General features: G+C 71.4%; 21 protein-coding genes. 14 read left to right on the forward strand and 7 right to left on the reverse strand.

Features of this window, described 5'->3' with window-relative positions; genetic code table 11:
• Window positions 1-5 precede the first annotated feature (5 nt).
• From FRAQA3DRAFT_RS03570 to cutA, 4 genes are all read left to right on the forward strand, one after another.
• Entirely contained in the window at window positions 6-2,759 is a 2,754-nt protein-coding gene (locus FRAQA3DRAFT_RS03570) for a lantibiotic dehydratase (protein WP_009737707.1), read from the forward strand.
• Entirely contained in the window at window positions 2,756-3,829 is a 1,074-nt protein-coding gene (locus FRAQA3DRAFT_RS03575) for a lanthionine synthetase C family protein (RefSeq protein ID WP_009737708.1), read from the forward strand. The genes FRAQA3DRAFT_RS03570 and FRAQA3DRAFT_RS03575 overlap by 4 nt, the downstream gene beginning before the upstream one ends.
• A 32-nt stretch (window positions 3,830-3,861) precedes the next feature.
• Entirely contained in the window at window positions 3,862-4,647 is a 786-nt protein-coding gene (locus FRAQA3DRAFT_RS03580) for a thiopeptide-type bacteriocin biosynthesis protein (RefSeq protein ID WP_009737709.1), read from the forward strand.
• Between the two features lie 461 nt (window positions 4,648-5,108).
• Window positions 5,109-5,438, forward strand: a complete 330-nt coding sequence (gene cutA / locus FRAQA3DRAFT_RS03585; RefSeq protein ID WP_009737710.1) for a divalent-cation tolerance protein CutA — start codon at window positions 5,109-5,111, stop codon at window positions 5,436-5,438.
• On the opposite strand, the gene FRAQA3DRAFT_RS35715 is transcribed toward cutA, so the two are convergent.
• From FRAQA3DRAFT_RS35715 to FRAQA3DRAFT_RS03620, 7 genes are all read right to left on the reverse strand, one after another.
• Window positions 5,435-6,988, reverse strand: coding sequence for a helix-turn-helix transcriptional regulator (locus FRAQA3DRAFT_RS35715; protein ID WP_198287111.1), 1,554 nt, complete (start codon window positions 6,986-6,988; stop codon window positions 5,435-5,437). The two genes, cutA and FRAQA3DRAFT_RS35715, sit on opposite strands and share 4 nt — an antisense overlap.
• Before the next feature lie 365 nt (window positions 6,989-7,353).
• The gene (locus FRAQA3DRAFT_RS03595; protein WP_009737712.1) at window positions 7,354-8,112 is read right to left on the reverse strand and encodes a 2'-5' RNA ligase family protein; all 759 of its coding nucleotides are present in this window, start codon (window positions 8,110-8,112) and stop codon (window positions 7,354-7,356) included.
• A gap of 144 nt (window positions 8,113-8,256) precedes the next feature.
• Window positions 8,257-9,423 (reverse strand): toprim domain-containing protein, encoded by a 1,167-nt coding sequence (locus FRAQA3DRAFT_RS03600; protein WP_009737713.1) that lies wholly within the window; start codon window positions 9,421-9,423, stop codon window positions 8,257-8,259.
• 514 nt (window positions 9,424-9,937) lie between these two features.
• The gene (locus FRAQA3DRAFT_RS03605; protein WP_009737714.1) at window positions 9,938-10,582 is read right to left on the reverse strand and encodes a restriction endonuclease subunit S; all 645 of its coding nucleotides are present in this window, start codon (window positions 10,580-10,582) and stop codon (window positions 9,938-9,940) included.
• Window positions 10,579-12,267, reverse strand: a complete 1,689-nt coding sequence (locus FRAQA3DRAFT_RS03610; protein WP_009737715.1) for an N-6 DNA methylase — start codon at window positions 12,265-12,267, stop codon at window positions 10,579-10,581. The genes FRAQA3DRAFT_RS03605 and FRAQA3DRAFT_RS03610 overlap by 4 nt, the downstream gene beginning before the upstream one ends.
• On the reverse strand, window positions 12,264-12,461 hold the full coding sequence (locus tag FRAQA3DRAFT_RS03615) for a hypothetical protein (RefSeq protein ID WP_157467072.1): 198 nt from the start codon (window positions 12,459-12,461) through the stop codon (window positions 12,264-12,266). Before FRAQA3DRAFT_RS03615 ends, FRAQA3DRAFT_RS03610 begins: the two co-directional genes overlap by 4 nt.
• 241 nt (window positions 12,462-12,702) lie before the next feature.
• The gene (locus FRAQA3DRAFT_RS03620) at window positions 12,703-12,909 is read right to left on the reverse strand and encodes a hypothetical protein (protein ID WP_009737717.1); all 207 of its coding nucleotides are present in this window, start codon (window positions 12,907-12,909) and stop codon (window positions 12,703-12,705) included.
• A 270-nt stretch (window positions 12,910-13,179) separates the two neighbouring features.
• On the opposite strand from FRAQA3DRAFT_RS03620, the gene FRAQA3DRAFT_RS03625 reads away from it, so the two are divergent.
• From FRAQA3DRAFT_RS03625 to FRAQA3DRAFT_RS03675, 10 genes are all read left to right on the forward strand, one after another.
• Window positions 13,180-13,641, forward strand: a complete 462-nt coding sequence (locus FRAQA3DRAFT_RS03625) for a hypothetical protein (RefSeq protein WP_009737718.1) — start codon at window positions 13,180-13,182, stop codon at window positions 13,639-13,641.
• A gap of 724 nt (window positions 13,642-14,365) precedes the next feature.
• On the forward strand, window positions 14,366-15,262 hold the full coding sequence (locus tag FRAQA3DRAFT_RS03630; protein ID WP_009737719.1) for a hypothetical protein: 897 nt from the start codon (window positions 14,366-14,368) through the stop codon (window positions 15,260-15,262).
• Window positions 15,259-17,358, forward strand: coding sequence for a type IV secretory system conjugative DNA transfer family protein (locus FRAQA3DRAFT_RS03635; RefSeq protein WP_009737720.1), 2,100 nt, complete (start codon window positions 15,259-15,261; stop codon window positions 17,356-17,358). The genes FRAQA3DRAFT_RS03630 and FRAQA3DRAFT_RS03635 overlap by 4 nt, the downstream gene beginning before the upstream one ends.
• Before the next feature lie 38 nt (window positions 17,359-17,396).
• Window positions 17,397-18,569 carry a hypothetical protein gene (locus tag FRAQA3DRAFT_RS03640; protein ID WP_198287019.1) on the forward strand — a complete coding sequence of 391 codons (1,173 nt, stop codon included), beginning with the start codon at window positions 17,397-17,399 and terminating at the stop codon, window positions 18,567-18,569.
• On the forward strand, window positions 18,566-20,098 hold the full coding sequence (locus FRAQA3DRAFT_RS03645) for a hypothetical protein (protein WP_009737722.1): 1,533 nt from the start codon (window positions 18,566-18,568) through the stop codon (window positions 20,096-20,098). The genes FRAQA3DRAFT_RS03640 and FRAQA3DRAFT_RS03645 overlap by 4 nt, the downstream gene beginning before the upstream one ends.
• Window positions 20,095-21,132, forward strand: coding sequence for a hypothetical protein (locus FRAQA3DRAFT_RS03650; protein ID WP_009737723.1), 1,038 nt, complete (start codon window positions 20,095-20,097; stop codon window positions 21,130-21,132). The genes FRAQA3DRAFT_RS03645 and FRAQA3DRAFT_RS03650 overlap by 4 nt, the downstream gene beginning before the upstream one ends.
• Complete coding sequence (locus FRAQA3DRAFT_RS03655; protein WP_009737724.1) at window positions 21,129-21,500, forward strand: hypothetical protein; 372 nt, start codon at window positions 21,129-21,131, stop codon at window positions 21,498-21,500. Before FRAQA3DRAFT_RS03650 ends, FRAQA3DRAFT_RS03655 begins: the two co-directional genes overlap by 4 nt.
• On the forward strand, window positions 21,497-23,191 hold the full coding sequence (locus FRAQA3DRAFT_RS03660; protein WP_009737725.1) for a hypothetical protein: 1,695 nt from the start codon (window positions 21,497-21,499) through the stop codon (window positions 23,189-23,191). The genes FRAQA3DRAFT_RS03655 and FRAQA3DRAFT_RS03660 overlap by 4 nt, the downstream gene beginning before the upstream one ends.
• Window positions 23,192-23,263: 72 nt before the next feature.
• Window positions 23,264-23,920, forward strand: coding sequence for an AlpA family transcriptional regulator (locus tag FRAQA3DRAFT_RS35720; protein WP_009737726.1), 657 nt, complete (start codon window positions 23,264-23,266; stop codon window positions 23,918-23,920).
• A gap of 144 nt (window positions 23,921-24,064) precedes the next feature.
• A complete protein-coding gene (locus FRAQA3DRAFT_RS03675) occupies window positions 24,065-25,777 on the forward strand; it encodes a hypothetical protein (RefSeq protein ID WP_009737727.1) in 1,713 nt (570 codons plus the stop codon).
• Window positions 25,778-25,804 lie beyond the last annotated feature (27 nt).

Here is a 25,804-nt window from a genome sequence, read left to right on the forward strand (position 1 = left end):
GAGAGATGTTCCAAGCGGCGGACGCGGCGTTGATCAGAGCCGCCTCCTACCCTCAGGATCTGCGGCTGCCCGCGTGGCCCGACCTGATCGAGGACCGGCCCGACGCGTGGCTGGGGTGGCTGCGGGAGGCGTGGGCGCTGCCGGATTTTGCCGCCGCCGTCGGGCAGGCCGCGCCGGACCTGGCCGCCCAGATCACCCGCGCTGTTGCCGGTGAGCCGATCCAGGCGCGCAGGCTACGGCGCCTGGTGGAGGCGACGGTTCGGTATCTGCTGCGGTGGACGACCCGCGCGACCCCCTTCGGCAGGTTCGCCGGTGTGGCTCCGGTCGCATTCGGCCCCCGCGTGGCGGTCCGCTGGGGGGAGCGGCATCACGAGGTGACCCGCCCTGACGATTGCTCCATCGCCGAGTGGACGGCGGTGGCCGAGCAGGACGTGGCGACACTGCGCACGGTCGCGGTCGTGACGAACTCCCTGGGATATCGGCGCGCCGGGATATGGGTGCTGCCCTGCATCCGCGTCGAGGGCGACCGGGTGTGGGATGTGGAGATCGATCTGACTGGCCCAGTGCGGGTGGCGGTCGAGGCGGCCCGTGCCCCGATCGCGTTCGGGGAGCTGGCCGCGACGATGGCCGACGAACTGGCCACCGAGATGGCGGCGGCTGAGAGGCTGCTGGTCGCGCTGGTGTGCGCGGGGGTGCTGCTGTCGGCGGTCCGGCCGGCGATGACCGTGACCGACCCGGCGGCGCACCTGGCCCGCCACCTCGCCCTGCCCGCCCCAGGCGGCAGGGTTGCGGTCGATCTGCGGGTCGACTGCGCGGTGACGCTGCCCCCCGCCGTGGTCCGCGAGGCGCAGGAAGTTGCCGGCGCGCTCGTCGCCGTCGCGCCGCAGCTGCCCGGCTGGACCGCCTACCATCGCGCGTTTCTCGAACGGTGGGGTCCGGGCGCGGCCGTGCCCCTGCGCGATGTCCTGCGCGTCCTCGGGTTCCCTGCCGGGTACCGGGGCTCGCCCCGCCACGACCCGGCAACATTCACCACCCGCGACAGGCTGCTCGCGGCGCTCGCCCAGCAGTCGGCGCTGGACGGCGGCGCCGAGGTGGTCCTCGATGACGATCTGATCGGATCGCTGCACGGCGACGACGACCGGCCGCCGATCCCGCACACCGAGCTGCGGTTCACCCTCGCCGCCGCAACACCACGCGACCTTGAACGCGGCGCGTTCACGTTGACGGTGGTCAGCGGGGCCCGGCATGCGGGTGTTGCGGCGGCCCGCTTCCTGCACCTGCTCACCCCGGCCGAGCTGGAACGTTTCCGCGGCGTCTACGCCGACCTGCCGACCGCCCTGCCCGGTGCGGACAGCGTGCATCTGTCCGGGCCGCCGCTGGACGCCCGACTGGCCACCGTCGCCCGCACACCCGAGCTTCTGCCGGTGCTGCCCGTCGGCGACTTCCACCCCGACCCGCCGTGGACGGTGGAGGACCTGGCGGTGGCCGGCGACGGCCAGCGGTTGTGGCTGGTGTCGCGCACTACCGGGCGGCCGGTCGAGCCGCTGCTGGTCAACTGTGTGCTCCTGCCAACCAGTCAGCAGCCGCTCATCCGGTTCCTCACCGAGATCTGGACGGCCTGGACGGCGCCGTGCGCCCGGTTCGACTGGGGGCACGCCCGCGTTCTGCCGTTCCTGCCCCGGGTCCGGCGGGGCCGCGCCATCCTGCACCCGGCCCGTTGGACCATCCCCGCGACCGCGCTCCCCGCCCGCACCGCGACGTGGCCGCAGTGGCAGGCCGCTTGGCACCGGCATCGCGAACGCCACCGGCTGCCGCGGCAGGTGCTGATCGGCGACGATGATGTGCGACTGCGTCTCGACCTGGACGAGAACGCCCATCTCGCGGTGCTGCGCAGCCACCTCGACCGGCACGCGACTGCTGTCCTCACCGAGGCCGGCGGGCCGGCGGCGTGGATCGATGGCAGACCCGCCGAATTCCTGCTCACCCTGACCCACACTCGCGCGGCACCGGCCCACCGCCGGGTCGCCCGGCCGGTCCGTCCCGCCAGCACCCTCGCCCACCGGCCTGGGCGGTCGCGCTGGCTGGACGCCCGCCTGTTCGGACACTCCGATCACATCCTCGCCCGCCTGGCCGAGTTTCCCGATCTTCCCGCGGGCTGGTGGTTCCTGCATTACCCGAACCCTGAACCTCACCTGCGGCTACGCATCCCGCTGCGGGACGCTGCCCGGTTCGCCGACGCCGCCCACGACCTCGCGGCGTGGGCGCAGCGGCTGCACGACGACGGACTGCTGGCCGACTACACGTTGGCCACCTACCGGCCCGAAACCCGCTGGGGAGACGGCCCGGCCCTCGCCGCGGCCGAGGCGGTGTTCGCCGCCGACTCCCACGCCGCCCTCGGGCAGCTGTCCGGCGACCGGCAGGCCACCACTGCCGCAGGGATGATCACTATCGCCCACGGGTTCACCAGCGACGGCGCGCGCTGGCTCGTCGACCACGCGCCCCACCGCAGCGGCCCCCGCTTGGACGCTGCCCAGGTTGCCCGCGCCCACCTGCCCTACGGAGACGGCGCCCTGGCCGCGGCGCTGGCCGCCTATAGGACCCTCGCCGACCGGGACGGCCTGGACACCGACCAGGTGCTGGCCGACCTGCTGCACCTGCACCACGCCCGCATGATCGGAGTCGACACCGCCTCGGAGTGGCACTGCCTGCGTCTGGCCCGCGCCGTCGCCCGCACCGACCTCGCCGGGCGGGCATCGTGACGGCGGGACAGTCGCTCGCCGAGGGCGCGGCGGGCATCGCCCTGCTCCACCTGGAAACCGGTGACTGGCAGGCGGCCTACGCGGCGCTGGAACAGGCCGTCGCCGACGGCGTCAGCGCCGCCGAGCCCGCCAGCCTCTACTGGGGCGCTCCCGCCCTCGCGTTCGTCCTCGCCGCCTCCGACCAGCCCGGCCTCGCCCGCGCGAAAGCGACCGCCGCCGCCGGAACCGCGACGGTCACCCGCCACCGCCTGGACGCAGCCCACCGCCGCATCGACAGACGCCAGCGACCCCCGTACGCCGAATACGACCTGATCCGCGGGCTGACCGGACTCGGCGTGACTCTGCGCCGCACCGGCGACCTCGACCTGCTCCGCGACGTGCTCACCTACCTGGTCCGCCTCACCGACCCGATCAACGGCCTGCCCGGCTGGTGGTGCCTGCACGGCCCCCACCGCAACCAGCCCCTTCCGGGCGGGCACGGAAACCACGGCGTCGCCCACGGCATCGCCGGCCCGCTCGCGCTCCTGGCCCTCACGCACCTCGACGGCGTTCACGTCGACGGCCAGACGGAGGCGATCACGCGGATCGTCCGATGGTTGGACAGCTGGCAGCGGCATGCCCGTGAGGGCGCCGCATGGTGGCCACAGACCGTCACCCTCAGTGACCTCGAATGCGCCGAGCCCGCCCAGACCGGCCCGCTGCGCCCGTCCTGGTGTTACGGCACCCCCGGCATCGCCCGCGCCCAACAGCTCGCCGCCCGCGCCCTCGGTGACACCACCCGCCAGCACAACGCCGAAACCGCCTTCGTCGCCTGCATTACCGATCCAATGCAACTCGGCCGCCTCGTCGACCGCGGCCTCTGCCACGGAACCGCCGGGCTCCTCACGGCCGCACGCCGGATCACCGCCGACGCGCTCATTCCGATCTCAATCGGACCGCTGGCACACCTGCACCAGCACACCATGCCCGCAACCACCGAACCCGCCGGGTTCCTCGACGGCGCGGCCGGCGTCGACCTGGTCGCCGCCGGGACTGCGACCAGCTGGGACGCCTGCCTCCTGCTCTGCTGACCGAGCTGCTCTGCTGGCCGAAAGGCCCGACCATGGACGCGACACCCTGGAAGCAGGTGAACATCACCTACCCCAGTTCCGATCCTCACCAGCGTGAACGGCAAGCCGTCGACCATCTCGCCCGCGTCCTGCCCGCAGCCGAGGCCGACGGCCTCATCACCTCCTGGTTCTTCATCCGCAAGGGCCCCTGGCGTGTCCGCTACCTGATCGCGCAGGACACGAACGGCCACGACGGCAGGGACATCGACCCCCTACGCCCCCTGCTCACCGACGGGGTCGTCTGGACCGGCGACATCTACGAACCGGAAGTCCACGCCTTCGGCGGCCCCAGCAGCATGAACACCGCGCACACGCTGTTCCACCGCGACAGCCACCACCTGCTCGCCTTCCTCCACCACGGCCCCGCCGACCGGCGAGAACACTCACTCGTGCTGTGCACCGCCCTCATGCGAACCGCAGGACTGGACTTCAACGAACAAGGCGACGTCTGGGCACGAGTCACCGACCAGCGCCCCGGCCAGACCGACGCACCACCACCCGACCCACAGGTCTGGGCATCCTTCACCAGCAACGTCCGCCACCTCCTCCTCGGCGACGCCCGAGCAGACCTCATCGGCCGCGACTGGCTCACCGCCTTCGAGGAAACCGGCAGAACACTGCGAACCCTGCGCGAAAGCGGCACGCTCACCCGGGGAATACGCGAGGTCATCGCGCTACACGTGATCTTCCACTGGAACCGACTCGGCCTCACAGCAACCACCCAGGCCATACTCGCGCGGGCAGCCAAGGAGGCCGTATTCGGCAACGCGCCCGTATGACCGATCAACCAGAGTTCGCCCCTTGCCTCCACGACCTCGGCGAGCAGCGCGGCGTTCAGCCCGCCGGCGCCGATCTCCAGCCCGCTCACAGTCTGTCGTCGCCGGTCGGCGTAAGCCGGGCCGTCTCGGCCGGATCGCATCGGATACATCGGGCGTCGCGCAGCCCCCGGCGGCAACGGGGTGTAACCCTGCCCATCGCTGTGGCATGGCCATCCCCTCCGCAGGGAACCTCTGGTCCGCGCCCGATCAGACCCGTGACCTGCGAACATGGGCGACAGTGGGCCGTTTCGTTCGGCTCGACACGCGGATAGGGACGAGAAGACGTTCGCGTGCCACAACCCGCTCTCCGGCCTGCTGGTTTTCCGGCCGCGACGGCGAAGTGCGGGACGGAGCCCCTCCGGCCCGGGGGGAGATCGTCGACCGAGCGAGCGCAGGCTGGCGTGGCACTAGGCTGTTCTGACGTGACTGATTTTGTTCAGGTGTCGACGGCGACGGAGACCCGTGAGGCGGCCGTGGTGCTGGCTCAGTCCGCTGTGCGGGCACGCCTGGCCGCGGGTGCGCAGATCGTCGGCCCGGTGGTCTCGGTGTTCTGGCATCAGGGTGAGTTCGGGTCCGGCGAGGAGTGGCAGCTCCTCCTCAAGACGCGCGCCGACCGGTATCCTGATCTTCAGGCACACCTGCTGGCTCACCATCCGTGGAGCAATCCGGAAATCATCGCCTTACCGATTCTGGAGGGGTCGAAGTCGTATCTGGACTGGGTACGCCAGACGACAGAGCCTGACCAGTCCTAGCTGAATCCGAGTGCTTTCGCCTGATCCAGCGTCTCCCGAACTCGGGGCAGCGAGCGGTGCAGGTCGAGGCGACGAAGAGCCGGCATGATCCGCTGGCGAGGTCGGGCCGATGCCACGCCGGCGGAGAGATCCAACACGCGGCCAGCGACGCTCGCGGCCTGCTCGATTTCGTCGGCAGTAAGGTAGGCGTCGGCGAGCCAGGAGAGGTACAGCGACTTGTCGCGGGCGTGGGCCTCATCGAAGCTGCCCAGAACCCGTTCTAGGACGGGCACAGCGCGCAGGGGTCGTCGCAGCTCGGCCCAGCAGCGTCCCGTCATGATCGAGACTTCGTTGTGGTCGACCCACGCGGCCCAGTCCGGTTGCGGCCTTTCGTCATCTTCGGCAAGGGCCGCCTCCGCGGCCGTGAGGGCTCGTTCGACCTCCCGGGCGTTCCCGACGTTCGCATGGGCCCACGCGAGACGCGTGCGGAGCAACGCCCTCACCGTGCTGGGCGCGTCGGGACCCGCGACCTGGCAGGACTTGATAGCGAGCTTGACCGCCGCCCGCCTGTCGGTTTCGCCGGTCTGATAGGCAAGATACGCCAACGCATTTCCCGCCAGCGGCGAGTCGCCCGCCGCGACGGCACGCTCATGTGATTCCTTGTACAGTCGGCTGGCCTCGGCCTGATTACCCGCGTCAAAGGCTGCCCAACCCGCCTGCTGGGCCTGCTCGGCGAGTATGGACAGCAGGGCCCGGCCGGTGGCTTCGTCGTAGCCGGAGCTTTGAACGATGGCGCTCGTGGCTTCGTACTCGGCGCGATAAAGATCGTAGGTTTCGCCGCCGCCGAGAATGTCGTCAAGTCGGCGCAGGCGGGCGGTGCGGCGACGAAGATGATCCGGGAGATCCGCGCCAAGGTGGCTGCCTGACGGAGGCTTGATGAAGTCCAGTGGCCTGGTGATCCGCCGCGTACCCAGCGAGGACACCCCGCGATCCACCTCTGGGGTTGGTGTGGGAAGGGCCGTCTCGTGTCTCCATCGTTGTTCGTCGGGTCCGCCGGTTCCAACCACGGACCTCGAAGCGATCAACGCCGCAGCGGCAAGCCGCGCCGGCAGCTCAGATCCCGGTCCGGCGCTGCCGACCGGCGGTCCCACCTCCCCATGAGTCCTCGGGGAAATGCCAGTCCCGGTCGCGTCCGCTTCCCCCCGGCTGAGGTCGCGGCCGACATCGTTGATGAGGAGCGTGTCGGCAGGGGCGAGGTGTTCGCGGTCGTCGAGGTCGAGCAGGTCGTGGATGCTGGTGCCGTAGACATGGGCGAGCAGGGCGAGGGTCTGCGGGGTGGGCCGTCGTCGGAGGGGGACGGGCCAGTTCTCCAGCTCGCTGAGCCGGGGGGCGGACATCGCCGCGATGCCGTCGGGGTCGAGGCCCGCGCGGGCGGCGTGGGCGTTGATCCGGTCGGCGGCCTGCTGCTGGGTCCAGCCGTGCGCGACGCGGTAGGCGGCGCGGGGTCGGAGCCGGTAGCGGCGGGCGAACTCGACGGCGATCTCCTCGTGCGTCATCCCCGCGGCACGCATCCGGATCCGCAGTTCCTCCTGCTCGGCCCGCTGGCCTTGCTTGCCCACGAAGACGCACCTCTTCCCGTCAGGGCGGACGCAGGACAGATTCACCGTAACGGATCGGTCACGCAGCCGGAAACAGGGGTTGGCGGTCCGAAATTACTCGCCCGGTGCGCCGGCTCGGCCCAGGTCAGGGCGGGTGGGATGGGGGGAACGAAGTCTTCACGGCGGTGGGAATGTCCTCGGTCTGTTTCACGGCGATCGTTGTACCGGTTCCCCTACCTCTGTCGGTGAGCGACCGCTCTGCTGGTCAACCACGCCTGTGCCGAGATCGGCTGGCACCCTCGCCTGGCCGCTAACCCCACCAGGACACCACGACGAGATCACCGAGCATTCGCCTGCAGCGGCAGCTTGGCAACTGGCCGCCACACGTAGGCCCGCTCCTGTCGTTCCAGCCGCACGATCACCGCGGCCCTGACCATGGCCGTCGCGGACGGAAGCGCGCGAAGCTTCTCCACCGCGGCGGCGGCCTGTGCGGCCGGGATGCCGTCGGTGTTGCAGTAGGCGATCGACACGTGCGGCTCGAACTGCGGGCTCGTCGGGCTCACGCTGGGAACGGCCGTGCAGGTGGCCTCACGGAGCATGTCGCGTAGCTGGCGCAGCTGCTCGGCGGGGTCCACGGCGAACCCGAGAGCACCTGCTGTCCCACCCAAGACGCCGATCGTGATGACGAACGGCTCCAAGGCCGCGCAGGCCCGGCTCGCGGCTGTCGCGATTGCATTCACCTGCCCGGACGTGATCTCGTCCAAGGGCGCGATGCGGCCGAGGGTGAGGTGCAGCCCATCGAGGGGAACGAGATCGTAGTAGGGAAACGTGACCGCTGCCTGGCAGCGTCCGGCCAGCGCGTGCAGTTCCGGGCAGTCCTCGAAGGTCAGGTACCACTGCCAGGAGTGGCGTTCGCCCGGCCGTGCCCAGTGGTTGTGCAGCCGGTCAAGCTGCCGGAACCGGTCGGCCGCGCCGACGACGGCTGCGCCGCCGGCACCGGGAACGTCAGCGGGGTCAGGCACTCGCCATCCAGTCGCCCAGTTGGAGACGGAGGGGAAGGCGACGCTCAGGTGCGCGGCGGAGGCCCGCACGCTCATCTGCCGCGCCTCGCGTAGAGCCTGGGTCTCCCGGCCCGATCACCTCACCACCGCCACCACCGAGGCACCTCCCTCAGCCGGCCGTCACCACCACCACCATCACTATCATCACGTCTGCCGGGGCAGGGCAGCGGCTTCGGGCGGTCACGGGCCCTCGGACAGCCCCGGAAAGTCGGTGAGTTCAGGTCCATCAGGCGATGGAGTGAGAGTCGGGATCCCGAGCGCCTTGGGGAGATCTCGGAAGGCGGCGCGAACGGTGTCGGGGTCGTGCTGCGACCAGGCGTTGAGGTCCTTGATCCCGGCCGGGGGTTGGATGTTGAGGACGAGCTGTCCGTGCTGGGCGAGTTCGTCGGCGAGGCGGAGCGCGGCGTTCTGGCCGGAGGGAGCCTTGCCCGGGTTCGCCGCGGTGTCGTCATCGAAGCAGATCACGAACGCGGAGTGGGGGCGTTCGTCGGTGAGGCGGCGAGCGAGAGCAGGGGTACCCGTGGGGCTTGCGTGGCCGGTGCCGAGGAGCGCGACGGCGGCGAGCCCGCTGTGGGCGGCGGTCAGGGCGTCGGGGAATCCTTCGCAGATGACGGTGATGCCGGGGTGGGCGGGCCCGTCGGTGATCAGGTGGGCGAGTTTGGGGTTGGGGGCGAGGTCCTGGGCGGGTTGGTCGTAGCGGCGGCGGTGCGCAGGGTTGAGGTAGCGGAGCTGGTAGTAGACGGGCCGGCGCTCCTCAGTGTGCAGGACGGGGAAGACGATGCCGGGGCCTTGGTGGGGGAGTCCGTCCGGGCGGGGGAGCTGGCGGGGTCCTGGGTCGAAGCCGATGCGGTTCGCGGCGAGGAGCCGGTCGGTGAAGCCGCGGCTGTGCAGGTAGCGGAGCGCTCCGCTACCGACGGGTTGCCAGAGGAGATCAGCGGCGGCGGTGACGAGCTCGCCGATCGCCGGGTTGATCGAGGCGGGCCGTTCGGCCGCTGGTTTTGGTGCGGGCTGGGCGGTTCTGCGGGGACGAACCCCGGCGAGGTGCTGGGCTGCCGGGATACCGGCCCGGTCAGCAAGGTGCAGGAGCGCGTCCCGCACGCTCATGCCGGCGCCCGTCATGAGCAGGTCGACGGCGGTCCCACCTTCGCCGCAAGCGTGGCATTTCCAGCGCCACCGGCCGTGGACTCCCTGGAAGATGCCCATCGAGGGGTGTTCGTCCGGGTGGTCGGCGTTCGGGCAGTGCCAGCGGGCACCTCGTCCACGGCCGTGGGGTTCGCCGCAGATCTCCGTGGCGAGGGCGGCAAGGTCGGTGGCGTCGAGGACGGCGTCGCGATCAATCGTCGGCATCCCGCGGCTGCGTCCTCTCCGAAGCGGACGGGCTCACCTGCGCTGTGTGAACAAGCCTGCCAAATCCGGAACGCGGAAGCGGGACGTTTCTCGAGCCGGCGGGCTCCAAGGCGAGGGCCGGTCGGTGCGGTCGTCGTTGGTGTCGATGAAGACGCGATCAATCAGGTTGAGGTGGGGTGGCTGGAGTTCACCTCCACGACAGCGACCCGATCGACCTGACTGCTTTGCCGGCCGACCTCGGCGATCGCAGGAAGGCGCGGATGGTGGACGAGGACACCCTGGCGCCACCAGGCCCCCGGTGACGACCATTCGGGCGGCCTGGCCAGCGAGCGGTTGCTGGCGCTGGAGCGGCCAGGAAATGTCCCGCGTGATCACGGAGACGTGGTTGGTGCCCGGCTGCCTACCACCGCCGCCACGACCTGATCTTGCCAATGGGCCGTCCCCTCGGACGAGGCGGCGCGGTCCAGACGAGCTTCGATCAGCCGCCACCAAGTCGATCTTAGTGGAGGTCGTGTCAGTCGTCGGGCGTCGTTCCGTCTGGCGAGATGGCGCCGATGAGGAGTGCGGGCGTGAGGGTGTCGCGCATCTCCGTGGCGATCTGGGCGATCCTTCTGTGGGCTGTGATCTTTTTGTCGAGTGCTTCGAGGGTGTCAGCGACCGCGAGCTGTGTCTCGAAGGGGGGCAGGACGAGGGGGAGGTCGCGGAGGGTTTCGGCGGTGATGGTCGGGACGGCGGCTCCGGTGATGCGCTGGGTTATCCAGGTCTGGATGAGGGGGTGCCGTAGGTAGTGGTCGAGGTATCTGGGGAGTACCGCCTGCTGTGGGCGGATGAAGATGCAGGCGGCGCTGAGCAGGCAGCCGGTGTGGTCCTCGCCGGCGAGGGCGTGGCGTCGGGTCTCGCCGATGCGGGTGCAGATGATGTCACCGGCCCGCAGGGTGTAGCGGCTGAGTCTGCAGACGGTCTCGGGGCTGACAGTGTGACAGCTGTCGAAGATGATCTGGTTGTCCCGGATGTCCTTCGGTGTGAGCACCGGGATTCCGGTGGGGGTTCGATCGGCGCGGCGGTAGGTGGTGCCGGAGGGGCCGGCCTGGACGAGACAGGTGTCGCCGATGGTGGTGGTGGTCCAGGTGTCGGGCACCGGGCCGAGGAGTGTGTTCACAGATTGATCCACCTGAGGTGTCGGGCGACCGCGCTGTCGGCGCAGGCGGCTTGTTCGTGCTGGTAGTCGAGTTCCTGTTGCAGGGCGCGCAGGGTGGCTGCGGTGTCGTGGAGGTCGATGACGGGCGGGTCGGTGGTGAGGTAGGTCGCTGGGTTGAGCTGGTAGCGGCGGTCGCGGATCTGGCTGGGGGTGGCGGTGGCGGCGAAGTCGGCCACTCCGGTGTAGGTGCCGGGGGGGCTGTGGAGCCAGTCCTGGTAGGCGCGGGTGATCTGGGCGTGGTCGGCGTCGGTGAGTACTCGGTGGGTGCGGTCGACGACGACGCCGGTTCGGTGGGCGTCAATGAACAGCACGTCGTGCTGGCTGCTGGTCGGTCTGCCGAGGATCCACAGGGCGACCGGTATGGAGGTCTCGCGGAACAGACGGTCGGGGAGCGCGATGATGCAGCGCACGACCCCGCGGGTGATCATTGCTGCGCGGATCGCGCCTTCGCCGGCCTTGTCGATGGTCGCGGCGATGGTGGGCATCACGACCGCTGCGCGGCCGCCGTCGTCGAGGATCGAGACGGCGTACTGCAGCCAAGCGAAGTTGGCGTTGTGTCCGGGTGGCGGGCCGTACTCCCAGTAGGGCTGTTCGGCGGGGTCGCCGTCGCTCCAGCCGGACGTGTTGAACGGCGGATTCATCACGACGACGTCGTGGACGGCTGGTGAGTGCCGCAGCCAGAGCGGCTTGACGGGATGACCGCCGAGATCGACGGACAGGCCGTGGATGGCCGCGTTGAGCGTGGCCAGCCGCCAGGACTGGTGATCGAGAGCATAGCCGCGCAGCTGGGGGTCGGGCGTGGCACGGTCTGCCTGCCGGGCGTGGATGCCCGCGGCCACGAGGAGTTCACCCGTGCCACAGCAGGGGTCGCAAATTCGTTCACCGGGCTGTGGATTGATCAGTTCCATGATCATGCGTGTCGCGGGCGGTGGAGTGAAGTACTCCTTTCCTCGTCGGCCGTGGGTGGCGGCGACCTTTTCGAGGAGGAACCGGCAGGCGGCGGCCTCGAACGTGTCGCCGGTGATGGTGTCCGGGGATTCGCGCGGGGCAGCACGTTCGATGATGGTGATGAGCTGTGTCAGGTCCTCGTCAGGCCATCGCTCCTGCCGGATCCCGGCGTAAACGCCGGAGAGGCCGGGTGAGCGTTCCACCTGCCTAGGCAGCGCCTTCCCGAGGAAATCCCCAATTCTTCCTTTTGTGCTGATTAGCTGCTTCCAGTGGATGGTGTCCGAGCCGCGTAGGTCGAGCAGGGACAGCACCAGTTCGAGGTTCGTTCCGAAGTCGACGGTGCCCCAGATCTTTTCGAGCGGGTCCCAGAGGTTTTTCGCCAGTGCATCCTCGGTCTGCATCGCGCTGTGCCGTGGGACCCTTTCGGCCGGGGTGAGTGAGGGGAGGTTGAGGTTCTGCCGAAACCGCTGGCCGTAGGTCGTGCCGAGCGGCTCTTTGCTGTGCAGGGCGTTACGGGGAATGCGCCGTGAGTCGAGCCAAGTGGCGAGCGCGGAAACGGAGTAGAGGTCCTGTCCTGTCGTGTGCGACGGTGCCGGGAAATCCGCGTGTCGGCGGGCCCAGTTGTTCACCGCCGGCGGTTCCACCTCGGCCGCCCGGGCCGCCTCGATCCGGGATATCCGGTCGTCCGCTGTTGTCATCGCCGCGCGCCTGCACGTCGTGACCGGATCAGGCTGGACAGCCGCCGGGTACGCGCATCACTGCTGACCACCCAGGCCAGAAAGAGGGTCACCACCGTAACCACCACCATGATCATGATTGCGCCGTCGGACAGACCGAGCGCGGCGAGCATCGTCTGTCCCGCATCCTTCGTGCGCGTGAGCGCCCTGGACACCACCGGATCCGCCTTCCTGCTTCCTGTTGTGGACGGGCACAGCCCGCTCGACCTCTCGCTGCCAGGCACTCTCCGTTCCTGGCGACAGAACCAAGGCTGGCAGTCGACCCCGCGCGCTCGCGACGCGCACCATCCGTGCGCGAAAAACTGTTACTGCTCGCCAGTCTAGGCGACGGGCGCCTGGCGGCCGGCGGTCGATCCGACGCCTCGTTTGGTGATCGCCATCTCGCGAAGGTGTCGATCATGGTGGTGGGTGGGGCGAGTTGTCGGTGTGGGCGCGCAGGAGGCGCAGGAGCGCCATGGCGCGGCGGCTGCGTACGGGATTGCGGCTGAACAGGGCGATCAGGCCGGCGAGCAGGGTCAGAACCGCGTCGGGGAGGTAGCGCAGCAGCAGTCCGACGAGGACCGGGACCGTGGCCGTGGCCAGGATCGCGGCGACGGCGTTCACTCCCGTTCTCCGTGCACGGCTACTGCTCCAGCCGGGCGGGCAGCGAATCCGCCGGGCCGACGACAAATGTGGTTGTCGTGCACAGAACGACAAGTATGGTTGTCGTATGCAGGACGACAGGTGTGGTTGTCGCATGCGGGACGATGTTTCGACAATGATTGTTGCCGGAAACGCAGGTTGTCGCGTCTATAAGGAAGGAGCGGACACTGCCATCGATGGGGGTGTCCGGTCCCGGGGGGCTCAAAAACTGATGCAACGGATGTTGTCGGGGTGGTCGGCAACATCTGTTGCCGAAAGTGGCTAATCTGTTGGGGTGTGAGAACCTTTGACCCGGAATGGCTCCCATCGCGACACGCCAGCCCCCGCACCGTCGCGTTGGCCTATCTCGCCGTCCTGACACAACGTGAAGAGCGCCTGGACGCCGAACGCGACCAGGCGGTCGCCGACGCCGTCGCGGCCGGCGCCGACTGGGGCCAGATCGGTCGGGCCACCGGCCGTACCCGCCAGGGCGCTCGGCAACGCTGGAGCCGTCGGCTGCCTCCACCTCGCGTCGTCGCCCACGACGATCTCATCCCTGATGAGCCCGTCGACGTTCCCGCTGACCGCATTCCTCCCGGCCCCCACCTGATGCCGGAAGCGCCCGAGGACCCCCTTTTGATCGCCTGGATGTTCACCCAGCAGGCCCTGTATGACGGACCACCCGAGGACCCCTGGGCCACCCGTCGGGCGTAAGACGGGCTGAGGGCGATCCGAGCCAGCCGTTTGCGCTGGTAACACCATTAGATCCCTGGGATGGCGTGTGCATGGATGCAGCGTGGACCGCTAGACTGAGTGGCTTGTTGGGAGCTGCGCTTGGGAAGCAGCCGCCTATCTCGGCTCGCTCCTGCAAGGAGAGCGACGTGAGGATCGGCACGAGTAAACCGTCAAGCGGGAGGACCGGGCGACAGTTGATCTCGAGTGGTGCATCCGCGTCCGTACCGTTGCCGATGTATGGCTCGATCTTCTTCGGTGCACCTATGAGGATATTTTCCGTCGGCGGATAAACCGCGAAGCTTTAGAAGTCGACAGTGCCGACACGCGGAAGAGCTGCGCCTGCGGATGGGATGGAGATCGGCGGCGTGCTCGCCGGGGCCGCCATCGGTCCAGGGGACAGCTCAAGCAGGCGCTCCGGATCTCGTCATCTCTGGCCTGGTTCAGCTTGCTGAATGACGTCGCCGTTGGTGTCCGTCGCGACGCCTGCAACACCGCCAGATTCGCATCTCCGAGCTGGTACGGCAGCCGGTGGCGTGCGCGGGCAGCCGTCTTGCCGCCCGGGGACGGTGGATGGGGTGGACCCCGCCCGGCGCTGGAATGACGGCAACGATGACGTTTCGGATGCGGGCGAATTCGGCGATGACCTCGGCGATGACGGTGACGATGACGGTGTGGATGCTGCTGGTTCGGACCGTCGGGTGTCATGTCGAACCACACAGATTCCGACGTCGATCGCCGGCGGTTCGAGCCGCGCACGGCGACTCTTCAACGCTGGCAACGGGACTGGGAGCGCTGGTCCGCAGGGGCTGAGGCGGCGGATGGACTGCGTCGATGGGCGACCCATCCCCTGCTTGCCAAGCACTGCGAGTCGGTTGCCGAGCTGCTTGCCGCGTGCGGACGGGACCGGACGGTCGCAGTACCGGTTGCCGACGGGCGTCTGGCGGCACTGATCGCCTTTGCGCGGGCGGAGGATCGGGCGGCGGCGCGGGTCGTGCTGGAGCGGGTGATGCCCGCGTTGACGGTGCGCGCCGCGGAGAGGGCGCGGCGTGCGGGCGGCGCCGCGGTGACCGGCGCAGCGGTGGAAGGTTCGGCGTTCGGTGAGGTGCTGGCCGAGCTGGTCGGTGCGGCGTGGCTGGTGATCGGCACGTTTCCGTTGGACCGGCGTCCTCGGAAGATCGCGGTGAACGTGGTGTGGGACACGGTCTCTCGGGTGTTCGGGTATCGGCCGTTGACGGAGCGGTCCACCGTCTATCGGGATCTCCTGCCGGACGTGGCGGTGGGGTTGGACGGGCGGCCGGCGGACGGATGGCCGCGGGGCGGGTCGTGCGCGGAGCTGCTCGCCGTACTGGCCGACGGCCGCGACGGCGGGGTCCGGCCGGCGCATCTGCGCCTGCTCGCGGAGCTGGCGATCGTCGGGCGTAGCCAGGCGCAGGTCGCCGCGCGGGCGGGGATCAGCGATCGCGGGGTGCGGCTGCGCCGGGACGCCGCCGTCCGTGCGCTCCAGGCTGCGGTCCTCCCCGTGCCTCGCCAGGCTCTTCCGGGGAGCACCGCCGGGCCCGCAGCGCCCGCCGCAGGCGTGTCCGAGGGAAGGTCGGCATGATCGCGCCGAGTGAGCCGACCGGCGGGCTCCTGACGAATCCCAAGGTGCTGCTGCTCCTCGCCGCGATGCTGCCGCTGGCAGGCGGGGTGTGGGCGGGTGCGCAGGTCGCGGCGGTGCTGTTCGGCGCGCATGAGCCGATGTCGGTCGGGCTGGGTTCGGCGCTGGTGGCGGTGCCGCTTCTTGCCCTGCATCCGGGGGATCCGGCGCTGGCCTGGCCCGACGACCAGGCGTTTCTGCTACCGGGACCGACGGCGTACTGGATCGCCACCGCGATTCCGATCACCGGGGCGCTACTGCTCGGCGCGGCGCTGTACTGGCTGTTGCAGGGCGAGGTCGGGGTCGCCCGTCGACGTCGGATGGGCCTGAACCCCGAGGCGCGGTTCGCCCGGCTGTGGGAGATCGCCCCGATGTGGGTGCGCCAGCCGGTGGCCGGCCGGGTGATCCTCGGCCGGGCCCGCCGCGGTCGCATGAGCCGGCTGGTGGCGACCGAGGACGCCTCCCTGCCGGTGGACGAGGCGGTGCCGCGGCTGCTGCGCCGCTATGTCGACCGTCGGCGTGGTGATCGGGGCGCGGTGCTGGTCATCGGTCCGACCCGGTGCGGGAAGACCGCAGCGTTGGCGGTGCCGGCGATCCTGGAGTGGGACGGGCCGCTGATCGCGCTGTCGGTGAAGACCGACCTGCTGGGCGCGACGGTGCGCCGGCGGCGGGCGCTCGGGCAGGTGCGGGTCTTCGACCCGACGGGGATCACCGGCGAGCTGTCGGCGACATGGTCGCCGCTGGCGCAGGCGACCGATCTGGCGGGGGCGCGGCTGGCGGCCCGGTCGATCGCGAACAGCACCGACTGGACGTCGGCCGGATCGGACATGGGTTTCTGGACCGCCGCTGGTGAGGATCTCCTCGGGTTGCTGTTCTGGGTCGCGGCCACCGCCGGGCTCGGGATGCACGCGGTGGTCGGGTGGACGACGAGCATGGACCGCGACGGCGTGCTGCGTTTCGCGCAGGCGTTCGCCCGCCACGACGATCCGGTGATCCGCGCCGACGGCGAGCAGGTGCTCGCCGGGCTGAGCGCGGTGTGGAAGACGGATCCCAAGCAGGTCTCGTCGGTGTTTCTCGTGGCCCGGCAGATGATCCGGCCGTGGCAGGAACCGTCGGTGCGCCATTCCGCCGACAGTTCTGAGATCGACCTGGACTGGCTCCTCGACGCCAATCCCAACACCGCCGTCGACCCCTTCTCCGACAATGACGACCCCTTCGCCGATGACGACGACGCCTTCGCTGACCTCGACACCGATCCGTTCGCGGATGGTGCGCCATCCCTTGACGACGGTTCGCTCGCCGAGGGCATCGGTGACGCCGCGCCGCCCGGCGAAAGGGCGCGGCAGCGTGCGAACACGGTCTACCTGTGCGCGGATCTCGACGGCGCGGAACGTCTGGCGCCGGTGCTCGGGGGACTGGTCGACGATCTGATCCGCTCGGTGTATGCCCGGGTCGGGGCGACGGGTAAGCCGCTGGACCCGCCGCTGCTCGTCGTCATCGACGAGGCCGGGAACTGGCCGATGCAGAACCTGCCCGGCCGGATCTCGACGTGTGCGGGCATGGGCATTCAGCTGATGCTCGTCTATCAGAGCAAGGCGCAGATCGACGCGGCCTACGGCAACAAGTCCGACGTGATCGTCTCCAACGCGCTCACGAAGGTGTTCTTCTCCGGGCTGTCGGACAAGTCGACCCTGGACTACGCGGCGTCGCTGCTGGGACAGGAGCATGTCGCCGCGCGCAGCGTGTCCAGTGACACCGCGCCGGGCGGGGGACGCCAGGGTGTCAGCGACGCCCCGACCAGGTTGGAACTGCTGCCGGCGCATCTGCTGCGCCAGGTTGCCCCGGGACAGGCTCTGCTGGTGCACAACACGCTGCCGCCGGTCCATCTGTATGGCCGCTACTGGTTCCGGGACCCGGCGCTGCGCGCTCTGGCCGCCGGCGACCCGAGGCCCGTCGTGCCCGCGGTTGACGCCGTACGCCCGGATGAGCGCCGCCGGTTCGGCCCGGTGGTTCGCCGGCTCTGGGGCCGGTGGCGTGATCCCGACGGAGCGGGCGAGTGATTGCCATCGAGGACCCGCCCCAGAGGACCCCGCGAACCGTGACCGCCTCTCGGAGCAGGGCGTCCGTCGTCCGCCGCGGCGAACTCACCCGCCCCGAGCAGATCTCCGCCGCCCCGCGGATCCGAATCGGCGCCTCTGGGGTGTCGCAGACCGCCGGCGGCGGTGGCGCCGTCGATCAGCGGGTTGCTGTCCTCGAGACGCCGTCGGGGGAGTGGCTGATCGGAGTCGACCCGGCGACCCGGCTGTGCGTCGCCGTGCATCGCCCGACCGGGCCGAACGCGGATGCACTGTTCTCCGTCCCGGCGTACACCGTGACCGCCTCGACAAGCTGGGAGTTGGAGCCGCTGGTCGGGGCGGCTCTCGGGGACGAGGTTCATGAGGCCCTGCGCCTGGCGGTCGTCACCGTGCCGTTGGGCGCGACGGTGGGAGGCGTTCTCGTCGCGGCGTGCGGAACCGACCGGCCGGATCTGGACGAGGGCCGGGTTCCCCGCGGCGCGGATCTGCTGCGGCTACCTGGCCGGCAGCCGGTCACCTACGCCGAGTCCCTGGCCCGGTCGCGGCCGCTGCTGCGCTGGGAGGAGGCAGGTCTCGAGGATCCTTCCGACGTCTACCGGCTGGATGCCCTCGCGCTCGGCCGGGACGTTCACGAGGGCCGCCGCGACCTCACCTACCGGTTGTCGCTGAACAGCCGGGTGCTGGTGGCCGGGAACGACATCGAGGTGCCCGCGGACCTCGTGGTGCGCAGCAGCGACACGATCCGCGGCCTGATCACGATGCTGACCAGCCCCGGCATCGACGCGCCGCCGACCGCCGGTCAGCAGGTTCTCCTCCGGCGCCGTGACGAGCTGCTGAGCCTGGTCGCGGAGAATCCCGGGCCGTTCCGGGTCGACGAGCGCGTCGAGGTGCGCCTGCCCGACGGACGGACTCTCACCGGCACGGTCACCGCGGCCATTCGGGGCGCGGATCAGGATGTGCGGTCCTACCAGTGGAACCCTGACCGGACATCAATGCCCGGCAGCCTGTTCGGCCCGCGCGGTGTCCTGCGCGGCGGCATAGTCAGCCCCGCCGCGGCTGTGCGGGCCAGCCTTCTGCCCGATTCCACCGCCGACGTCAACCTGCCGGCACCGGCACCGGCGTTGCCGAGCGGGCCGTCCGAGGCGCCGCCGATCCAACTGGACCTCGGTGCCGGTCCGGCGGGGGCCGGCGGATGACCGCTCCCATCCCCGGGGACGGGGACCCGCGCGGCTCCTACCCGTACTTCATCGATCCGGCACCAATGCGCATCACCGTGTCGGCCGGCTGGTGGCGGTTCCTGGCGACGACCGGAGCCGACGACGCCCGGGCCGTCACGGCCCAGCTGCTGGGCTGGCCCGCTGAGGACGGCGAGCCTCCTCTCATCGTCAGCGTCGCCCGACCGAGTCTTGCCGACCTCGAGCAGACCCTGGGCTTCCCGCTCCCGCAGGCCGTCGGTGCGACGCTCGCCTCGTCACCACCTCGCAACGATCTGGTTCTCCCCGGGCCGTTCGGGGGCTGGCAGGTCGCGCAGGCACAGCTGCTCCTCGACATCGGCCTGGACTGGGACGAACGGCCGTGGCGGGCCAGCCGCGTCGACCTGGCCGGCCGCGAGCCGGCCACCTACGGTCGGCTGCTGCACGTCGACCCGCCGCTGCGGACCTGGCAGCACGATCCCTACCGGGTCGACATCGTCAGCGCCACCCCCGGCGGCGACGGCCTCGCTGGCGGCGGGCATGCCCTGACCTACCGGGTCTGCCTCAACGGGGACGTCATCTTCGCCGGCCAGGACGCCCTGATCCCGGCGGAGTCGGACCCCAGGTCGGACGACGCGGTCCGCAGGGTCATCGACCGGGTCATCGACCAGCCGTGGGACCGCGGGGAGGCCTCCTTCGCGCAGCAGAGCTTCCTCGACGTCAACCGGGAACGTCTCGCGCTGCGCGCTCTGCGCCTGACCCCGCCCTATTCGGGGGGCACCCGGATCCTGGTCAACCTCCCAGGCGGGCTGACCGCGACCGGAGTCGTCCGCGGGCCGGTCGTGCGGGGCGGTCGGACGGCCGGCTATCTGTGGCGCCCGGACGTCGCCGACCTGCCCGGCCATCCCGGCCACCGACGCCCCGACTACGTGCTGCACGCCGACGCCGACCAGGTCCGCGACACGCTGGCCGCGAAGGACACCGCCGTCGACGGACCGGACGGCCCGGTGGTCCTCACCTTCGGCGCGACCATAGCCACCGTCGATGACCCCCGCTTCGATCGCGGAACAGTCCTGCGCGCCGTCGACGACGCCGGCCGACTCGCCTACGACGTCCAGCCGATCGACGATCCGCGGGTCTGCTACCGGCTGGACGTCCACGACGTGATCCCGTTGACCGGCACCGCCTGGCCGACCATCGACCGGCTACTCCTCGCGCGTGACATCGACCGGGTGCCATTGATCCCCGGCGAGATCCTGGTCGCGGTCCGCGAAGTCGCGGTGATGCCCGACGTCGACCCGCCGGTAGCGGGCGCGCTCGTCCGGGAGGCATTGCTCTCCGCGGACCGGGTCCTGGATCCCGACGCCCCGTTCTGGCCCGCCCACCCGGCCTTCTCCGACGTTCCGCAGGCCGCGGACGTCTCCGGCCTGCCTCCCGTCGCGGGCGCCACGGGCCCGCCGGGCATCCCGTCTCCCCGCCTTCCGGAGCCGCCTGAGGGCCCGGGGTTCGGTGCGATGGGCCCGGACCTGTGACCGGGCCTCCGCCGGGGCGTCCCTCGGACCCGGCGTCGCCGCCACCGCCCGACCCGGACCCCGGCCCCACTCCGGGTCCTGCATCGTCCGGCAAGGGACCCTCGGACGCCCCGGTCGATCCGCCGCCACCTACCTACCGGTCTCCCACCCCGGCCAGGCCCCGGACGACCGATCTCGCCGGGCCGCGGCTCAAGGTTGCCCGGCTGCACCCCAGCGGGCTGCTGCTGGACCTTCCGTTCACCCCGCCGCCGGGAGCCGCGGTCTACGTCGCCACCTTCTGGCCCGAGTCGACCGCACCCAACGGCTGGTCGTACCTGCAATGGGAACGCGGCCCGCACGGCCGCGGCCTGCAGCTACCGCAGATCATCGACCTCGGCGACGTCCTCGGCTTCCGCGCCGTCACCCGCCCCCAGCTCGCCGGCGTCCCGCGGTCGACCGCCCGCCCGGGCTCGCCACCGCCGTCGCCCGCGGTCCATGTCATCGAGTGGTGGGGCTACCTGCATGCCGTCGAACGCGGCGCGCTGGTCCTGCACGGCCCGCACCCCACCCTGCCCGCCGCCTACGCCGCCGCCCAGCACGCCCTGGCCGCCCAGGTCTGGGCCCCCGACGCCGCCGACCGGTCCGGCCGCGGCCCGACGGCCGGCGGCCCAGGTGCCCATCCATCCCGGGAACCGGCCTGGCGCGAGCCCGCGCAGCCCCCGGCCTCGGTGTCGCTGACCTGGCACGGCGACACCGCCACCGTCAGCGACCCTCGCTTCGGTTGGCTGCACGTCGACGCCGACGACCTCGCCGCGGCACTCACGCTGCGCTCCGACGATCTCGTCCGCGCCCTGCGACCGCTGGTCCGCGGGATCGACGGCACCGAACCCCCCGTCACCCTCGCGGCCCTCGCCGCCCTGCACCTGCCCGACCTCCCGAACATCCACACCACCCCACCACCCCCCACCCCACCACCGCCCGAGCCACCGCCGCCAGTGCCGGACGCCGCGCAGCCGGAGGCACCGACCGGCCCTGACCTGGACGGACCCTCATGACCACACCCGAACCCGGCTGGGACATCCGCGTGCTCGGCCGGCCTGTCGTCCTCACGGTCCCCGACCGGCTCGGCGATGATCCCGACGCGTTGCTCGCGTTGGCCGCCGTCGCGTTGGAACGCCACCTCGCCGGTGCCCCCACCGCGTCGCGGATCATCGGTCAGCTCGCGCACAGCGGGGTCGTGGCACTGCGGACGATCAGCACCGTCTTCGAACTCCGCGAGAGCCGCGACGGCTGGCTGCTCGTGCGCAGCTGGGGTGAACCCGAACCCGCCGAACTCGCCGCCGCCGCGTGGATCCGCGCCCACCGCCTCGCCCGCGAACGCTCCGACGCCGCCGCCCCCACCCGACCGGGCGAGCTGCCATGAGCCGTGTCGACGACGACCTGCCCGGCCGCGGTGCGCCTGCGGACGCCGACAGCGTTGCGCTCGGCCGACGGGACCACGGCTTCTTCGACCGGGAGAGCAGCCCCCGCGGGCAGCGGGACCTCGCCGGCGCCCGCGTTCCGTGGACAGGTACCAGGCCCCGGCGGGTCGGCGCCGCCGCAGCCCACGACCGCACCCTCGGCCTGTCCCGCACCGCGAGCATGTGGCCCGCCCACACCCCACTCGCCGCCACCAACGAACGCGACCTCCGCCGCCGCGCCACCGACATCATCAATGAGCTACGCGCCATCCCTCGACCGGCCTCCGGGCTGCCGACCGTGCCCCCCTCCCGGCTGCTCGCCGCATTACACGAGACCGCCAGTCAGACCGGCGGCCGGGCGGCCCGCGCGCAGCTCGCGGCCGTCCGGCGCATCGCCGCCGCTCATCGGCTCGACCCGGAGCTGCTCCTCGGCGTCGCCCTCGGCTTTGGCACCCTCATCGCCCGCACTGACGCCACGGCCGGCGGCCACCGCGGCGCACGGCCCGGTCGTGCCGACGGAAAGCCCGCCCTCAACGCGCTGCACGGCGCGAACCTCCCGTTGGCACTGCACACCTTTCTCGCCCGCCTCCACCTACGGGAGAACGCGGCGTTCTCGGATCCCGACCTGCCCCGCCTGTGGATGGTCGCGAACGCGCTCACCCACGGCATCCCCGCCCAGGTGATCCTGACCGAACCCGCGACCGTGCCCGGACCCGACGCCGTCATCCGACCCCAGCGGACCGATCTCATCGGCTGGCTCGGCATCCAGCACGCCCTCGGCGACCTCGACGCCGCGGTACGCACCGCCGCCGAAGGCCGCCGCTGGCTCGCCGGCGCCGGTAACGCCCGCGGCCACAGCGACACCGTGCTCCTCGCCCTCGGCGTCCTGCACGCCTCCCACCCGACGGTGGCCGCGGAACTCGCCCTGCGCGGACCCGGCGCGCTCCGCCTCGCCGACCTGCGCAGCCTCGCCCGCCGATTCCCGCCCCCGGCCCATCCGGTGGATCTCACCGATACCGCGCTGAAAGCGGTCTGCGACCGCAACGGCTGGCTGCTGGGCACCCCCGACGAACGCCACCACCGCGAACTCGTCGAACGCGCCCTGCCCACCGCGGTCACCGACGACATCCGCGCCCGCCTCGCCCACGGCGACACCACCGCCCTCGCCGACGCGCTGCACCGTGCCGCGCCCACCGACACCGACCTCGACGCCCGGACCTGGCGGTGGGATCCCGCCGCCACCGACGCCGTCCAGGTCCGCCAACTCCTCGACGAGGCCTCCCGCGAGGCGCACGCCCGGTTCGCCGACTGGCACATCACCCCGCACCCCAGCCGCGCCGTCGCCTTCCTCGCCCGCTTCCCCGAACGCGCCCTGCGACGCGCCCTCACCGTCGACCCGCAGCAGCTACACCCACCCGCCCCACCACCCGCAGCCCAACCATTCGCAGCCCCGCCCCACCAACCGCCGCAGGCAGCAACCGAGCCGGCGGCACTGCCGCCACCCCGGACCGAAACCACCCCCTCCGCCAGGCGGCCGGAGCCAGAACAGCGTCCAAGAGCCGGACCGGCAACCACGACGACACCACCGGCAGCTCCGGCTGTCCCGCCCCTTGGTCTCCCCGGCTGGCCGGGACCGCCAACTCCCGGCCTGTGACCAGGACCAGCGGCTCACCGCGGCCTGCGGCCCCACCACGCCGAACCTCGACCCCGAGAGAAGCCCACCCAGATGCCTGCGCCGCCATCACCGGAGAACCTCCGACGCCTACCCCTCGTCCTCGACCTGCCGACCGCGGCACCCCTGTTCGGGATCGGCCGCACCTTCGCCTACGAGCTGGCGCGCGCCGGCGAGTTTCCTTGCCCGGTCCGCCGCTACGGCCGGCTCTACCGGGTGCGCACCGCCGACCTCCTCCACGCCCTCGGCCTCGAGAGCAACGGATGGACCGACCGGCAGCTCACCCGACTGCGCCGCCTCCCACCCGTCATCGACCTCCCCACCGCTGCAAAGCTGTTCGGGCTCGGCCGGACCCTCGCCTACAACCTCGCCCGCGACGACGAGTTCCCCTGCCCGGTCCGCCGCTACGGCCGCCTCTACCGCGTCCGCACCACCGACCTCCTCCACGCCCTCGGCCTGACCGGCCAGGAGGACCCGGCCGACCCGAACTCCCACCCGACCGCGTTAGCCGGTGCTCCTCATGCCCTGCCGGCAGCAACCGTCCAATCGGCCTCGGGTGTGCCTACGAGATCCGAACCGCGGCCGCCGGTGCCCCCACGCATACCGACGGCGAACCGGGGCCAGAGCGGCAGGCAGGACCGGCGGCAGCCTGAACTACCACTGAAAGACCGAACGCCAGGACGTCCCCCCAGCCGGGCGGCACACCCATGAACCAGCCGAACGGCGCAGCCCCGGCAGGGCCGATCGCGCGGAACCGGGCCCGTCCCCGCCGCCGCGACGCTTACCCGCCGCGCGCCCGGCAGCCTCTCCCTCCACCGGCAGCGACACCACTGCCCGCACCCACCGCGCCGAGCGATGCGTGACCCCCTCACCTACGGCAGCCTCGCCGACGCCGCCGCCCGCATCGCCACCACTGCCGCCGCGAACCCGCCACGGCCCAGCGCCCGCGTCGGCGAAATCCTCGACCACGCCGCCGGCATCGGCCGGCTCCTCGCCACCGCCGGACGCCACGCCAAGTTCCTCGACGCCCCCTTCGGCGGCTCCGGCCGGTCCACGACCTTCGTCAACCGCCTCGTCACCACAGCACTGATCGCCGACCAGCTCTACGCCCAACCCACCCCCGGCCACACCCCCTGGCATCGCGCCGCCGACAACCTCGGCGCCGCCCACGACCTCCTCGCCACCCACGTCGACCGCGCCGGACACCACCGCAGCCTCGACGCCGTCATCCTCGGCGACCCCCTCGCCGTCCGCGGCGCGATGACCCGCCTCACCGACATCACCCTCGCCGCCGCACTCGCCGCCCGAGCCCTCCCGCCGCTGCTCGCACCGTTCCAGACCAATGTCCCCTCGGCCATCCCCGCCGCCCAGGTCCTCACCCGACTCGGCGCCCTGGCCGGCCCGATCCGCATGTCCCGAGAACGCCTTCATCCGACCGGCGACCACGCCCTCGACCCCATCGCCCCACTCCTCGGCGACCCCGCCGCACCGCCACTCGATCGCCACATCCACCAGGTCCGACGGATGCTGCACCAGCTCAGCCAACCCGACGCCCTCATCAGCCAGCAGGCCCTCCTGGGCTTCGCCAACCTCGCCATCGCCATCAGCGACCGAACATCAGTCCTCACCCGCCGAGCCGCCACCCTGACCCGCGGCCCCAACCGCGCCCACCTCGACATCGCCAGCGAACAGGCCGCGGACACCGCCCGCTCCTGGCGCGACATCCGCCCCTTCCTCCTCGACACCACCTCCCGCGGAACCGACGGCCACCAGATACCCCACCTGGCCCACACCACCAGCCGCCTGCTCGGCGCGAACACCCGCACCGGCAAGAACCCCGACCGCCGCGACCTCGCCCGCGCCCTCGACGTGACACGCAACGCGGCCCTGCTCCTCCCGGAGATCGCCGAACGCAGCGGCCTCGCCGTCCAAACCCTCCTCGCCCACCAAGCCCTCCTCCGCCCCGCCGCCACACCCACCGGCTCCACGACACTCGGCGACAACGACCAGACCTGGATCGTCGACGCCTACCGCGCAGCCACCCGCCAGAGCGGATCCACCATCACCTACCTGCTCCGCCTCCCCGGCACCCACCCGCAGCTCGCCCGCGCCCTCTACCTCGTCCAACGCCACGCACCCGAAGGCGACCACGACCTCCTCGGCCTCCACGAGGCAGACCCCGCCGTCGACGAAACCTCGAGACCCAGCTGGCGCACCCCCGTCCTCAGCGAAGAAACCGACGGAACCCTCCGCCTCCACGACCCCCGCCACGGCACCCTGCAAGTCGACAACACCACCCTGTCCACCGCCGTCACCCGATCCCCGAACGCACTCCGCGGCATCCTCGCCGGCCACCCCTGGATCAACCTCGACGGCACCGAAACCCTCATCACCCTCGCCGCCCTCGTCACCGCCTACGCCCCCGAGGCCCTCGAAACCCCTGCCACCGACTCGGAAACCGGCCCCCGCCGCGCGCCGTCCGCACCGGCGCTTGCCGGCCAGTCACCGATGCCCGCCGCCATCCCGCAGCACCCCCGCGCCGTCGAGCCGCCGAATCTCACCCTTTGATGCCACCGATCGCACGCGCCACGACCT

The sequence above is a fragment of the Frankia sp. QA3 genome, assembly GCF_000262465.1.
Lineage (GTDB): Bacteria > Actinomycetota > Actinomycetes > Frankiales > Frankiaceae > Frankia.